The 15,245-nt window shown below is 41.6% G+C and carries 11 protein-coding genes; 5 read left to right on the top strand and 6 right to left on the bottom strand.

Annotation, left to right across the window (positions count from 1 at the left end; translation table 11 throughout):
• The first annotated feature begins 1,547 nt into the window (after positions 1–1,547).
• The 3 genes from thrS (at position 1,548) to AC2SLM_RS10055 (ending at position 5,588) form a co-directional block, all read left to right on the top strand.
• Positions 1,548–3,482, top strand: a complete 1,935-nt coding sequence (gene thrS, locus AC2SLM_RS10045; protein WP_486553622.1) for a threonine--tRNA ligase — start codon at positions 1,548–1,550, stop codon at positions 3,480–3,482.
• A gap of 23 nt (positions 3,483–3,505) precedes the next feature.
• On the top strand, positions 3,506–4,009 hold the full coding sequence (infC, locus tag AC2SLM_RS10050) for a translation initiation factor IF-3 (protein WP_486543778.1): 504 nt from the start codon (positions 3,506–3,508) through the stop codon (positions 4,007–4,009).
• Between the two features lie 325 nt (positions 4,010–4,334).
• Positions 4,335–5,588 carry a toxic anion resistance protein gene (locus AC2SLM_RS10055; protein WP_486553623.1) on the top strand — a complete coding sequence of 418 codons (1,254 nt, stop codon included), beginning with the start codon at positions 4,335–4,337 and terminating at the stop codon, positions 5,586–5,588.
• 182 nt (positions 5,589–5,770) lie between these two features.
• Here AC2SLM_RS10055 and ahpC read toward each other — a convergent pair whose 3' ends face one another.
• Positions 5,771–6,337, bottom strand: a complete 567-nt coding sequence (gene ahpC / locus AC2SLM_RS10060) for an alkyl hydroperoxide reductase subunit C (protein ID WP_486543776.1) — start codon at positions 6,335–6,337, stop codon at positions 5,771–5,773.
• Between the two features lie 405 nt (positions 6,338–6,742).
• Between ahpC and AC2SLM_RS10065 the strand changes: the two genes are divergently transcribed.
• Both AC2SLM_RS10065 and AC2SLM_RS10070 read left to right on the top strand, forming a co-directional pair.
• Positions 6,743–7,645, top strand: a complete 903-nt coding sequence (locus AC2SLM_RS10065; RefSeq protein WP_486553625.1) for a hydrogen peroxide-inducible genes activator — start codon at positions 6,743–6,745, stop codon at positions 7,643–7,645.
• A gap of 59 nt (positions 7,646–7,704) precedes the next feature.
• Positions 7,705–8,448: an HD domain-containing protein gene (locus tag AC2SLM_RS10070; RefSeq protein ID WP_486553626.1), complete on the top strand. Its 744-nt coding sequence runs from the start codon at positions 7,705–7,707 to the stop codon at positions 8,446–8,448.
• A 36-nt stretch (positions 8,449–8,484) separates the two neighbouring features.
• Here AC2SLM_RS10070 and AC2SLM_RS10075 read toward each other — a convergent pair whose 3' ends face one another.
• The 5 genes from AC2SLM_RS10075 to AC2SLM_RS10095 all read right to left on the bottom strand — a co-directional run bounded on the left by AC2SLM_RS10075 (position 8,485) and on the right by AC2SLM_RS10095 (position 15,177).
• Positions 8,485–9,189 carry a M48 family metallopeptidase gene (locus AC2SLM_RS10075; RefSeq protein WP_486553628.1) on the bottom strand — a complete coding sequence of 235 codons (705 nt, stop codon included), beginning with the start codon at positions 9,187–9,189 and terminating at the stop codon, positions 8,485–8,487.
• 5 nt (positions 9,190–9,194) lie between these two features.
• A complete protein-coding gene (locus AC2SLM_RS10080) occupies positions 9,195–10,595 on the bottom strand; it encodes a DUF1513 domain-containing protein (protein ID WP_486553629.1) in 1,401 nt (466 codons plus the stop codon).
• A gap of 4 nt (positions 10,596–10,599) precedes the next feature.
• The gene (locus AC2SLM_RS10085) at positions 10,600–11,745 is read right to left on the bottom strand and encodes an imelysin family protein (RefSeq protein ID WP_486553630.1); all 1,146 of its coding nucleotides are present in this window, start codon (positions 11,743–11,745) and stop codon (positions 10,600–10,602) included.
• A gap of 114 nt (positions 11,746–11,859) precedes the next feature.
• On the bottom strand, positions 11,860–13,470 hold the full coding sequence (locus tag AC2SLM_RS10090) for a di-heme oxidoreductase family protein (RefSeq protein ID WP_486553632.1): 1,611 nt from the start codon (positions 13,468–13,470) through the stop codon (positions 11,860–11,862).
• 243 nt (positions 13,471–13,713) lie between these two features.
• The gene (locus AC2SLM_RS10095) at positions 13,714–15,177 is read right to left on the bottom strand and encodes an imelysin family protein (protein ID WP_486553634.1); all 1,464 of its coding nucleotides are present in this window, start codon (positions 15,175–15,177) and stop codon (positions 13,714–13,716) included.
• Positions 15,178–15,245 lie beyond the last annotated feature (68 nt).

A 15,245-nucleotide genomic window follows, 5' to 3' on the forward strand; every position in this document is an offset into this window, starting at 1 on the left:
TTAAAGAATGATAATTTTTATAGTTAGTCACTACCCCGATAAGAGATAGCCCCAACTTTAATTTTTAGCATCCTAAATCAGCAAAAATCCACACAAGTTGTTCTTTGATTTTAGCTTTTAAATAGTTGACTTATCGCGTCATCCGCGGTAAGTTTAACACTAAGATAAGTTTAAGCAATTTGCGTTCTTACTTAGCGAGCCATCCAGTATATCACTTTTTCGATTCCTGTCAAGCTTTTGTTCTAATTCGTTTCATTCAGGTAACTTGAATCCAACCTTTCAATTGGCAATCTCGTTGTCCCGATGAGGTGCGTATTATAGACGCTTTAATTATTTAGTCAAGAGCTTTTTTAAAGTTTTTAATTCTTTATCCGCTTCGCTTACGCTAGGCTTTCTCTTGAACAGGTAGCGTATTATATAGACTATTAGAGCAGGGTCTATCGGGTGGGAGAATTATTTAAACAACAATAGAGTATTGTTTTGATTTGAGATATTCAAAAGGTACAAATCTTATTAACTACCCGCTCAGCTAATTCTAGTTCACCTATTGTAGGTCATAGTTATCGTCAACGTTTCATTAAGATATACGCTTTAATTTGAAATATAAACCGTGGGTTTCGCTGCTACAGCACACGCTTCGTATTTAGAGACTAATGTTAAAAACTATTAATAACCCCGTTCTCAACTCATCATAATTCAATGTACGCCGGTGCTATTAAACTATCAAATCAAGACCTTTAACCAAAAATGCTGGGCCAAAGCCACAGCCTATATCAAGAGTTGAGAGAATAAGGTATTAATAAGTATTTGACACTAAGTACTATGCAACCTAGCTAATGGCTATTTTTTATTGCTCTTCTCGTTACGACTTTTCTTGTTCGACTTCATTTCTTATTCGCTATCTTTATTTTGCCAAGTACTAGCCTTTCAATAACCAGTACATGTATTAATGTATAGATGACAAAGAGCGCTAACGCTTCGTATCTTGAAAGGTAATCATATATTCTGCAATACATGACGCCTGCCATCACTAAAAACCATACCACCTTTAACAAAAGCTCTTTTCTTTGAGTAATTAACAAAACATGCCACCCCCTTCTAAACAACTAAAACATTGGTTCTAGTTGTAATGTGCTATTTAAATTGCTAATTATTCTAAATGAGCTCTTAACTCTAATCAGTCTTTTTCAATAAGATAACCTTCATAGCACAGACGATAGTAGCAAGAACACGATGTTGCCGCTAGCCCTGATTGCAGCGGATATACTACATGAGCGAATGAGGTACGATAGGTTAGTTTGGCTAGGCTCGCGAAGCAGGAGACTTGCCAAACTAAGCCATCGCGTCATTCACTTATGTAGATAGTAGCGAAAAGCAGGAATAGCTATAAAAACGGATAAAAAATCCTTTATAATAGGATGAATGACGACTTATAAACTGGCTTTGAGGTCGGTTTTTCTGTTTTAATGGTTGTGTTTGTTATTTTCGTCACAATTATAATGGTGATGAATTTTAATTTATATTATAAATAATTTGGATTTTAGATTATGGTTGCAATTACTTTGCCTGATGGCAGTGTCAAAGAGTTTGAAGGTGAGACTTCAGTCATGCAAGTGGCTGAGAGCATTGGCCCTGGCCTTGCAAAAGCAACGATCGCAGGACGTGTAGACGGCAAACTTGTTGATGCAAGTGACCCAATCACCCATGACGCTAAAGTTGAAATTGTGACCCCAAAAGATGCCGACGGTGTGGATATTATTCGTCACTCTTGTGCGCATTTGCTAGGTCATGCGGTGAAGCAGCTGTACCCAGATGTGAAAATGGTCATCGGTCCGGTGATTGAAGAAGGCTTTTATTATGACATCTATAGTGAAAAGCCATTTACACCGGATGACATGGCCGCTATTGAAAAGCGCATGGCAGAGCTGATTAAGCAAAACTATGACGTTATCAAAAAGATGACGCCTCGTGATGAAGCGATTAAAATCTTTGAAGAGCGCGGTGAGGATTATAAGCTCAAACTGATTGAAGAGATGCCAGAAGAAAAAGAGCTCGGCTTATATCATCATCAAGAATACGTCGATATGTGCCGTGGCCCACACGTGCCGAACACGCGTTTCTTAAAAGTATTTAAGCTTATGAAAATGAGCGGTGCTTACTGGCGCGGTGATGCCAAGAACGAACAGCTTCAGCGCATTTATGGTACTGCATGGGCGGATAAAAAAGATCTAAAAGCCTATATTGAGCGTATTGAAGAGGCTGAAAAACGTGACCACCGTAAGATTGGTAAGGCACTAGATCTGTTTCATTTGCAAGAGCAAGCGCCGGGTATGGTGTTTTGGCATCCAAATGGCTGGACCATTTATCAAGTGCTTGAGCAGTATATGCGTAAAGTACAGCAAGATAATGGCTATCTTGAGATTAAGACACCACAAATTGTCGATAGAGGTTTGTGGGAAAAGTCGGGTCACTGGGATAACTATGCTGAAAATATGTTTACCACACACAGTGAAAACCGTGACTACGCCATCAAGCCAATGAACTGCCCTTGTCATGTGCAAGTCTTTAACCAAGGCTTAAAATCGTATCGTGACCTACCACTGCGTTTGGCAGAATTTGGTTCGTGCCATCGTAATGAGCCGTCTGGTGCGCTACATGGCATCATGCGTGTACGCGGATTTACGCAAGATGATGCACATATCTTTTGTACCAATGCACAAATTGGTAAAGAAGCGTCTGACTTTATTAAGCTGACCTTAGACGTTTATAAAGACTTCGGTTTCGATAATATTGAAATGAAGCTATCAACTCGCCCTGAAAAGCGTGTGGGTGCCGATGAGCTTTGGGATGCGGCCGAAAAGTCGCTGGCAGAAGCGCTTGATGATGCGGGTCTTGAATGGGAACTACAAGAAGGCGAAGGTGCTTTCTATGGTCCTAAAATTGAGTTTAGCTTACGTGACTCAATTGGCCGTGTATGGCAATGCGGTACATTGCAGTTAGACTTTAATTTGCCAAAACGCTTAGACGCAGAATTTATTAACGAGAATGGCGAACGTGACACACCAGTTATGTTGCACCGCGCTATCTTAGGTTCATTTGAGCGCTTTTTGGGTATGCTAATCGAACATTATGCTGGTTGGATGCCTGTATGGTTATCGCCGCAGCAAGTTGTGGTTATGAATATCACAGACAAACAAGCTCCTGCTTGTGAAAATGTGGTGAGCGAGCTTAAAAATGCAGGCCTGCGTGCTATTAGTGACTTGCGTAATGAAAAGATTGGATTTAAGATACGAGAAAGAACATTAGAACGTATCCCCTATATGCTAGTATTAGGGGATAAAGAAGTTGAGTCAGGACAAGTAAACGTACGCACACGTGAAGGCGAAAACCTTGGCGTGATGTCTGTGGCTGACTTTATTGAATTAGTACAGAAAGCTGTCGCCCAAAAGGGTCGACTAACAACAAAAACTGATGAGGAGTAATACCTATTAAACAGTCAAACCGTTTGAACATCAACGAAGAGATTCAGCAAAAAGAAGTTCGCCTAGTAAAAGAAGACGGCGAACAGATGGGCGTTGTCGACATTGAAACAGCCCGTCAAGCGGCTCGTGATGACAATCTAGATTTGGTTGAATTGGTACCGGATGCTAAACCGCCTGTTTGTAAGATTATGGACTACAAGCGTTACTTGTATGACCAAAAGCAAAAGGCGAAAGAGGCGAAAAAGAACCAAAAGCAAACTCAGCTTAAAGAGATGAAATTGCGCCCAAGTACTGATGAAGCAGATTACCAAGTTAAATTGCGTAAAATCATCAGCTTCTTGGAAGACCAAGACAAAGTGAAGGTAACGATTCGTTTCCGTGGCCGTGAAATGGCTCACCAAGACCTTGGCCGTCAGCAGCTTGAGCGTATCATCGAAGATACCGCTGAACTCTCAAATGTTGAGCAACATCCTAAGATGGAAGGCCGTCAAATGGGTATGTTGCTTGGCCCAACTCGTAAAAAATAATAGTTCAACGCTATTTTTAATGCGTTATAAGTTTGGTTGACCGTCATTGATAGTTGATTAATGACACAATCGAACGCTACCATCAATTTGTCATTGCAAATTGGTGGTTTTTTATGCCTGCGTATTGGTTTGGTTTTATTTACTTTTATCTAATATCATCAAGCCCTGCTTTCTTGTACTATTTAGACAATACAGAGTTATTAGAAACATAGAGTTATTAGAAACTATATAGCTAATTATAAGCGAGTCTATAAAAGCGGTAACGCTAATTACAATAAAGACTCTATATTTGAAATTGAACATTAAAACTAAAGGATGATTTTCAATGCAAGAATTGACACCACCAGAAAACGCCAGTACCCCATCTATTAGCTTAACGCCGCCTGAGCCGGTAAAAGAAGTCCCAACCAGTGAAGCGGATCAGATTGTTAAACTTGATTCTAATCAAATTCCTGAGCTCGACGCCAAAGTTGATGCTTTTGTGAATCACGTATTGACTAATCCTGTGCAAAGCGATGAGTTTAAAGAAAATGTGCAATCGATTCATAATCTAGGTAACAAAGAAATCCGCGAGTCGGCTCAGGTATCAAACCGTATGCTTGAGCTGCCCGCCAAAAGCTTAGATAAAGGCTTGTTCGATAACTCTCCCATCGCCAAGTCATTAACTGAGTTGCGCGGTATTGTTGAGGATTTAGATCCTAGTAAAAAACAGCTAACCAGCTCACGTAAACTGTTTGGCTTAATTCCGCTAGGTAATAAGGTTCAAGATTATTTTCGTCAATATGAATCGGCGCAATCGCATATTAATGCGGTCGTAACCAGTCTATATAACGGTAAAGACGAACTGCTAAAAGACAACGCCATGATTGAGCAAGAAAAAGTCAATATGTGGAATCTTATGCAGCAAATCCGTCAATATATTTATGTCGGTAAAAAAATTGACGAGCAGTTGGAACAAAAGGTATATCAGATTGAAGCGACGGATCCTGAAAAGGCACGCATTATTAAAGAAGAGATGCTGTTTTATGTGCGTCAGAAAAATACTGACTTTTTAACCCAGCTAGCAGTAAACGTTCAGGGTTATTTAGCCTTAGATACCATTCGCAAAAACAACTTAGAGCTTATTAAAGGTGTGGACCGTGCGACCACAACTACGGTATCTGCATTACGTACTGCTGTTGTTGTTGCTCAAGCTATGACCAATCAGAAGCTGGTACTTGATCAGATTACGGCGCTTAACAAAACAACCAGTAGCTTGATTGAATCAACTTCTGCAATGATGAAACGTCAATCCACAGAAATTCATGAACAAGCGACTAATAGTACTATTGAGCTTGATAAACTGCAAAATGCGTTTAATAACGTCTATGAAACCATGGACATGATTAGCAACTATAAGATTCAAGCGCTTGATAATATGAAGCAAACGGTAGACACCTTAACTACTGAGGTCGATAAAGCGCAAAAATACTTAGATAAATCTAATCAGACTACTATTCTTGAAGTATCCAAAGAGATTGATACTAAGAAGATCAGCAATCAGAGCAATGCCTCTAACACCATTGATATTGACCTATAATATAGGCCACTATTTAACGGGTTAAACCAGAAAAACGCCATACCCTATATGATAATATTAGTGGGTATGGCCTTTCTTTTTATACTCGACATTCTTATAAGATATAAAAAAAGCCCCACTAAATAAATAGCGGAGCTTTTTAAGATTTAAGCTAATCTTTCTTTTATATTAAAGAAGAAAAATTAGATTTTACCTACTAGATCTAGGCTTGGTTTAAGCGTTTCTTGACCTTGTTCCCAAGCTGCTGGGCAAACTTCACCGTCGTTTTCACGAACGTACTGAGCTGCTTTCACTTTACGAACTAAGTCTTTTGCACTACGGCCGATGCCGCCAGCATGGATTTCAGCAACCTGAATCTTACCGTCTGGGTCTACTACGAACGTACCACGTTCTGCAAGACCATCTTCTTCAATCATTACGTTGAAGCCACGAGTGATACGACCAGTTGGATCGCCAATCATTGGGAAATTAACTTTACCAATAGCTTCTGAAGAATCATGCCATGCTTTATGCGTGAAGTGAGTGTCCGTTGAAACTGAGTATACTTCAACACCTAGGCCTTTAAGCTCTTCGTACTGAGCTGCCATGTCTTCAAGTTCAGTTGGGCAAACAAATGTAAAGTCTGCTGGATAGAACATGAAGATAGCCCATTTACCTTTAACATCGTCTGAAGTGATGGTTTTGAACTCACCGTTAACGAACGCTTCAGCTGAAAACTCAGGAATTTCTTGATTGATAATTGACGCCATTTTTTGGCTCCTTTTTTATTGGTGGGTTTAACTAAAAATGATTATTATATGACTGACTAAAACTTTCTAAATCCAGTATAACCTATCATATTGCCATGACAGAAATATGATGTTATTGATTGTAAAAGTTATTGGCTAACTACAAGATGTATTTTAACAAAGATAGTGGTTTAATCTAGTTTAAACATTTTAACTTGATGTTTTATTTTATAAAACATAAAATCTATTTTATTATGCTTATGACAATATCATTAAAGACTCGCTACTCTTATTAACTTGATTACTAAATATATGCGAGTCGAACCGTAAATTTCAACACCTTATCTTTAACTGCCAATAATAAGAACCGATTAAAAACCCTATCAAACTGCTTTTACTATTAAAACATCTATTAGAGATTAAAAAATGATTACTTTAAGACAATTAGAATTTGCTATCGCTGTCGCTAAACATCGTCACTTTAAACGAGCTGCAGAAGAATGCAATATCTCTCAATCCGCTTTAAGCTTAGGTATTGCAGAGCTTGAAAAGCAGCTCGATACTCAAATCTTTGAGCGTAATAACAAACAAGTTTTGATTACCCCGATCGGCGAGGAGATTTTGACTCGTGCGCAGCGTATTTTTTCTGAAATACACGATTTAACCACACGTGCTCACAGTCATCAAACACCGCTTGCCTATCCTATGACAGTCGGCATGATTCCAACGATTGCACCCTATTTATTACCTAAAGTATTGCCCGAACTAAAGACGCAATATCCTAACTTTCGTATGACAGTGGTAGAACGTCAAACTGAGCGTCTGCTTGAGCAAGTGCGTTACGGTCATATTGATACAGCGATTATTGCCCTGCCTTATGCCGTTGACGGTCTGCATACCTTTGAGTTTTGGCAAGAAGATTTCTTTGCTATTTTCCCAAATGATAACCCTTTGGCCAAGCTTGAGACCATTAGCGCTGAGGAACTAAGCCAAGCCAAACTGATGCTATTGGGTGAAGGACACTGCTTAACCGATCAGGCGCTGTCTGTCTGCTCATTTGACCGTGATGAGTTTAAGTCTAATTTCTCTGATGCCAGTTTAAATACGCTGATTCAAATGGCACTCGCTGGCATGGGGACTACCCTCATTCCGGAGATGGCATTAAAACAAGTGCGTCATCAAAATAACGAAGTGGCTACTGTACCACTTTCTGAAAAAGGACCACACCGCCGCATTGCCTTTGTGACTCGCCTAAATTATGCCCGTGTTGATGATATAAATCTATTGGGTCAAATCTTTAAAGATGCGCTAGAGAAAGCGTCTACGTAATAGCTTAAAGGGTTAAATAGCATTTGGTATATTGAATCCAACATAAGGTGGTAGAGCAGATGACTAAACTAAGTGAAGCCACTCTTGAAGCACTTAAGCACCGCTTTGCGGCCTTAATATTGCAGCCTATCTCTCATGACGGCTTTGATGATAATGGTTCAAATAAACAAGTGTTAGATATTGATGAAAAGACTGCATGGATAACCAAACGTTGGGATGAGCTACTAAATCATTACAACGAGCCACATCGATATTATCATCGGTTAACTCATATTTATCATATGCTGCAGAATTTAGATCGTTATACTCAGTATATTGAAAATAAGACTGCGGTGGAGTTGGCTATTTGGTATCACGATATTATTTATGACCCAACTCAGGCTGATAATGAAAGACAGAGCGCAGACTATTTCCGGCGGTCGCTACAGTTAAAGTTATCGAGCAAACTCGTAGAGCAAGTTGATACGCTGATCATGATGACAGCTAAACACCAGATAGAAAGTTGTGATACACACTCAAAAAATAGAGTCAATTTGACAGCACAAGACGCTAAATACTTTTTGGATATGGATTTGGCTGTTCTAGGCGCTGATTGGGTAGATTATCAGACTTACTCAGAGCTCGTTCGGCTTGAGTATGCTCATGTTAGCAATCATAACTTTATAGAGGGGAGAAGATCGGTACTCGAACAGTTTTTGAATCGTAATCGATTATACTTTACTGAAGATTTTTATCATCAGTGCGAGCACATCGCCCAGCAGAATATAAGACGAGAAATTGAGCTTTTAGCCAGTCGACTTTGAGGGCCTTTAATAAAGACTGCAAAGCCTTGGAGGGACCTAATCAACATCACCTGACTTGCCTGCCAACTTATTATGCCAGCGTTTATAATCTGGCATAGAACGCACCACTTCCGCCCAAAATTTTGGACTGTGATTGGCGTGATGCAGATGACACAATTCATGCACAATAACGTATTCAGTGCATTCTATAGGATAGGCAGGCAAATAGACCGATAGCCAAACCCTTTTGGCACGGGTATTACAGCTGCCCCATCGTGTTTTCATCTTTTTGATACGTGTCTCATTGGCATAAGCGCCGACAATCGGCTGCCACTTGGCAAATAGGCGAGGCATCACCTGTTGCAGCTCGCTACGATACCAATGCAATCTCTCCGCTTCGCCCATAATCAGACTTTGCGGCTCTCCCCACAAATAAATAGGCGCGAAGTCATTATCAGATTGAGTGTTATTATCTCTACTTATGTCTGGCGTTTGAGATTCGAGCATACGCTGACGTTTTAATAGGCTAGCATGTTGAGTAATCGCCCACTCGATACGCCGAGATAAGGCAGCAACAATGTCTTTATCGCTCACATAATGTGGGGCGGATACAGATAGTTGGTTCAGCTTTAGTCGAAAGTTGATATTTTTAACCCGCTTACGGGTGATATTGAGCTGAATGTCTGCCTCTGCCAATATCTGCTCAAGATGATGATAAATCTCTGCCGTTTGAGTCTTTGATGAACCGCTATTAAACCTCATTACGGCTAACTATTGGCTATGGTTAAAGTCGTAAGATGATTATCAAACGCATACGGCTGATGTACTTTATCCGCACTCATTAACACAGGCACTTTATTACCTTGCTCATCTGTCTGACGCTCGATACGGATACTGGTTAGGTGACCCTGTCCATCACTAACTAAAAACTGTGGTGACCTTTGATTTGACTCGTGTTCTTTTTTTGAAGCCCCTGTTGTCACGCCAGCACAATCAGCAAGCATGGTATCGTCAATAAGCAGCCCTGTATCTAAATCAAACACAGATGCACAGCCGCTTAGTGGACTGGTTGCGCACAATAAATTGTGAGTTGAATCAATCGCCACACTTGCGATGTAATGGTGGAATCGGTGCCAACCTTTGGTATCGTGTTTAGGGATTTGCAGCGGTGTAAAATTAGCCTCTCCTCGTCTATGCATTAATACCATCGGTACGCTTAAATGACGTGGACCTTGGAATTGTATGCCGATAGCCACTCGGCCACTGTCATGCATTGCCAGATGACGCACACTCATCTGATTATGCTCAGGAAATATTTGTTCCAGCAATTCACCGGTATGACGATTCAAATAAGCAAGGGACGGCTGCATGCTATCGAGATTTAACTCTTCACGCGAGGCTCGTTCAGTTTTGATACCACCATTGGCAATCACCAAGGTCTCGCCATCCGGATGCATCACAATTTCATGTGGGCCGATACCGTGTGACGCAAATTCAGTGATTTTTTTATAGTCTTGAGCAACGTCATAAACACCAATAATACCGCTAAAGTCTTCGGTGTTATTTTCGGTGACGTATAACAAGTCACCCGCTAAACTATAACAGGCATGACCATAAAAATGACGGCCTTCTTCGGCATGAATACTGTGCAGAAGCGTGCCGGTTTGAGCATCCAATATCCAAAACCACTCACTAGGACGACGCCCCATTACGGCCACATGTTGAGCCTTATCTAACTTTAGAGGCTCACTACTGTGTGTAGGCTGAATAAGAATGTCATGCACCCGTTCTGGCATTGTTGTTTGCCAAACAAGTTGCCGGGTTTCATCGATACCTACTACGGCAAACGCATTGGTATTTAAATCCGCCACACCGCTAACCCAACACGGTGCATTGTTATTCAACAGAACATTATCAACAGTCTCTTTTACCTGAATTGTTTGGGCAACTTGTTGAGTACTAACACTAACATCAGACTCACTATTAGATAATCCCTTTGCCTGTAGCGTACGCATCTGATGCATCATTCCATGCGCATAATCGAGCAAACGCACATTGGGATTGTACTGCTTACGTCCCAAATGATGAGCACCAACCAAAGCGGCTGTACCTAGACCCGTTAAGGCTAAGGTTTTGGCACCGGCCTTTAGTGTCTGTATACTCGACATAATATTAATCGCCGTCCGTATCGTTAAAGCCTACTTGTACGCCAAGAGTTGGCATTAATTGACGTTTAATGACTTGAGTCAGTTCAGTAAGCTTATCGTATAAGGCTTTTTGTTGCTCGGTATTGGCATCTGCGATATCTTCAGGCAATTCTGCTAATAAACTTGATATCTCCGCCAATAAAGTAGACATCTGATCGCTTATAGTCTCTTGACTATTTTCAGATAAGATAGCGACTAGAGCAGGATCGGTTAAAGCTTTATTTAGCGCCGCCACTTTTGCCGTGATAATCTCGCGACTTTGACCAGCCGCATCGGCAGGTAAGTGACCTTTTTTGTTACCCGTTAACCCCAAAGGCTGATCTAATGAGCTGCTCTTAGTCGTCTCAACCAAGGCCAAGATAGAGTTGATCCAGCGGTTCATACCTAGCATACCACCAGAGTCATCGATACCTAATAGCTGATCCGGCTGCTCTGACCATGCTTGATGCACATTATCTAAGCGATTTATTAATGCGCCGCTCGCACTAATCACATACTGACACTGGCCTGCACTTAGCGTCTCATTAGCATACAGTACTTCCTCTAATCCAGGTATACCTTGCACGATGGCGCTCTCTGATGCAAGCTCCTCTGGGGTTAGATTAGGATTGGCATCGATTAGGTCAATCACCCCTTGATGCACAAGCCCGCGCTCATCTGGATAATAATTAATATAAAGGTTACTCATACTGTCCATTGCCGGACCAAAATTAACAACCTCGGCACTGGCCCACGCTTTGGCAAGCTCTAGCCACTGCGCGCGTAATGCAGCTAATTGCTCACTATCAACCGTACTACTCGCTTGACAGCTTTTGGTCGCTAACTCATTTAATCGTTGGCTTTGCTGCAAAACATTTTGATACGCTGGTAATATCTGATGGTCATTCACTTGAGTCAGATAGCTTTTTGCGGTATCTGCAGATAATTCTATTTTCTGAATATTTGCAGAATTATTGATATCAGTACTCGCTTGTGTCGCCGTATGCGTACTCTTATCACTGTTTTGAGCACGTGTATTTTCTTGTGGCGTTTCTTCAGGCTTAGTGCAGCTCATTAATATACCGGCACTTAAAGCAGATAAAACCATGGCTGCCAGTTGGTGTTTTTTCATAGTGTTCTCAGTGATTGTCTTAATCTAATGTTGTCAATTTACAAGGTTGGAGTGGTTTATATTAATCCACTCCCCGCCCATTTACTGTTTCTTTTATTTATTATCCAGTGGTCGTTATAATGACTCTAAGAAGGCGGTCAATTCCTCACGGCCTTGCTTATCTAACTGCAATACCTTTTGTTTGTGCGGTGCCGCCTCACCGCCATGCCATAAGACCGCTTCCATCAATGTACGTGCCCGACCATCATGTAAGAAGGTAGCCTGCGAATCTACGGTTTGCGCTAGACCCACGCCCCATAATGCAGGTGTACGCCATTCATAAGAAGTCGCTAAAAACTCAACTTGAGCGTCTTTTGGTGGTAGCTTACCCGCTACAGTACGGTCTGCTAAATCCTCACCCATATCATGTAGCAGTAAATCTGTATAAGGATAAATCACCTGACCTTGCTGCTCAATATGACTATCATCACCTTTTGGTAGCTGATAACGCGGTGTATGGCAGTCTTGACAACCCATGTCATAAAAGCGTTTTTTACCGGCCAGAACATTCTTTTTATCTGCATTACGGCGATGAGGAACTGCTAAATTCTGAGTATAAAACTCAACAAATTTAGCCACGTCATCACTGACTTCAACCGGCGGCTTGCCATCACCTTGATCATCAGCGCCGGTCGTGGCGTTTAAGCATTGTGGCTGATTTTTAGTACAAGACTCGATCGGCCGAATGCGTGAGGTCAGCCCCATATCTTCATTAAAAGCGCTCATATTTTGGGTAATAAGGCGGGTCTGACCTGCTTTCCAGCCAAATTTACCCAATGCTTGCTTGCCAGTTTGAGGATCAATTACCCAGTTATATTTACCGCTGATGCCATCTTTATTTTTATCATCAACATCTGCCTGACGCTGAATAGCCTGTGCAGGAATATATTCTAATAAGCCAAGACCTATCATAGGTAGTGCGACCCTTGGTGATACCATTAAATCATCATCAAAGGGACCATAACCAGGATTGATCAGCTGAAAATTAGGACGTCGCAGCGTCTCGATATGACCATCTGCGAATGTCACTGGCACATCTTGCCATTTCACTGCTATTTTTGCCTCTGCTGGCACTCCTTGCACACCGCGGTCTTGTAACTGTCCACCGTATACAGCATGGGCAATCTTCTCAACCTGAGACTGCTCTAAGGCTGACTTTTGCTCAGCCGTCGTCGCAGGCATTGCTAACCGAATCAACAAACTATCCGCATCATCGTTAGCCGACATAGGCGCGTGCCCTCGCCCGTCTTTAATATGACAAGACTGACAGGCTGCTACATTGAATAATGCGCCCAGACCATCTCGACTGTCGGTACTGGCCGGCGCAACGACCCAAGGCTGCTTAAAAAAAGCATTGCCAATAAAGAAATCGCCTTTACGTGACGGCGTGATATTAGAGGACGGCTTAGAGTAACTTTCTGCAGAGGTGATACTAATACCGGTATCACCGCCCTGCTTAACCTCTTGCGGATCAAAAGTCACAAGTTGGCTATACGGTACGCCGGCGAGTGATTCAATCACTTCAGTTCTTGAACTATCGGCTATCTGTTTGGTTGACTCAGCACTTTTATTATCATCGCCAGTCTCATCGCTTTGCGGCTGACAACCGGTTACCGCTAAGACGGATAAAGCCGTCAAAGAAACGTAAATGGCCTGGGCTAATTTTTTCGTAGAATTTACTGACATAATAGTCGGCTTAAAAGTTGGGATTAATTTAAATAGAAAAATCAGAATCAATAGAAGTATCTATAAAACAAAAACACGCTGCCAACTTTACACTAGCAACGTGTCTCTTAGTACGAATTAGAAGGGTTAATCAGACTTAGATTAACCACTTCTCTAAGACGAATAGGGATCGTTGAATAAACCAAGTTTATTCCTATTTCCAAATGTTTAACATCTGTGTTTTGCCTACTAATCAGTCAATGGCTAGAACTGCGAACCACTGTCTGCATCTAGGTTATCGATACCAATCGACTTAGCAGCATTTTCTAGTTCGCCAGTCATCGATTTTAAATCATTGATAGCCGATTCAATCCAGCCTCGGCGTTTGTTTTGCTCTTCAGCAGAAACGTTTTGCTTACTCGCTTGACCGACCGTTGCAATCATCTGGTCTACTTTAATACCGTTCTTCTCGCCTTGCTCTACGATGGTATTAAAACTTGATTCAACCTTTTTGAATTCTGCATCCAATTTTTCAGCAGCTTCCTTTTGGCCGGCATCAATTAAGAACTGTTTGATACCATAATCACCAATGGTATCGCCTGATACGGTTTTGTAATGACCATTAAACACGTTATCAATACCGCGGGCATTATTGGCATAGCTTAAATGAGTCAGGTCGCTAAAGCACTCGTGCTCGTCTTCGGTCGAACCGGTCACAAAAGCGACCTGCATCCGCTCTGATGCAAGCTCGCCTAAGGCAAGGCTACCCATTTGATAGAAAATCTGACGTACTGCATTGTCATCACTGCGATCCATCAAGTCACTACGTAGCGTATTACCTAGACCTGGTTCCCACTCAGCAACCATCTCGCTTAAATCGTTTACAAGCAGCTCAGCAGCAGCTTGTAAATATTCACCACGTTTGGCGCACACCGCTGAATCAGCAGAATTTCCTTCACCGCTAGTGCATTGCTCGTTGGCCATATAATCTGTCACTGGACGGTTACCCGCACCTTCTGCAACGCCATTAGTGTCTTGACCCCAAAGTAAAAACTCAATCGCATGATAGCCTGTGGTTACGTTGGCTTCACTACCACCTATTTCATTCATTTCGGCTAGCAGCTCAGGTGTAATTTTCGAGGTATCTTGCTCGATACTACCAACCGTGATGCGGTCTGAGTTAATAATGTTGTCTTTGCTATTATATTCGCCGGCATAATCGTCTGAGACATAATCAATTAGGGCTTCATCAAGTGGCCATGCGTTTACTTGACCTTCCCAACCATCCACGCTACCGATGCGTCTATCGTCATTGGCAGTAACAAAACCTTCATCAAAACGGAAAATTTCAGTCTGTGAGTATGGTTGACGTGCGGCTTTATAGGCTGCTTTTGCAGCGTCTAAATTAGCCTGTGTTGGCTCTGCCACTAACTTATCAATAGCCGCTTGTAGCTTTAGGGCTTCATTTAGCGAGTCTTCATAGGCTGCATGCGCCATATCAGCATAGCTATTTAATAGCTTATCTACAGACGCTTGATCATAACTACCCGATGTTTGGTTGGTAGTTTCAGCATCATTTTCCGCAACTTCTACGCTGCTTTCAGTAGTTGTTTCTGCGGCATCTTTCTCTTTAGAGCAGCCTGACAGCGCCAAAGCACTCAAAGTAGTCGCCATCAAAGCAGCGGCTAACTTTGATTTGATAAAAGTATTTTTAGTGGTTAAAGCCATAAGGTATTCTCAAATTTTATTTAATAAAGGGTTTTAAAGTTTTTTTGAATGCGCATAGGAATTATAGA

The sequence above is a fragment of the Psychrobacter sp. CX16 genome (genome assembly GCF_057396245.1).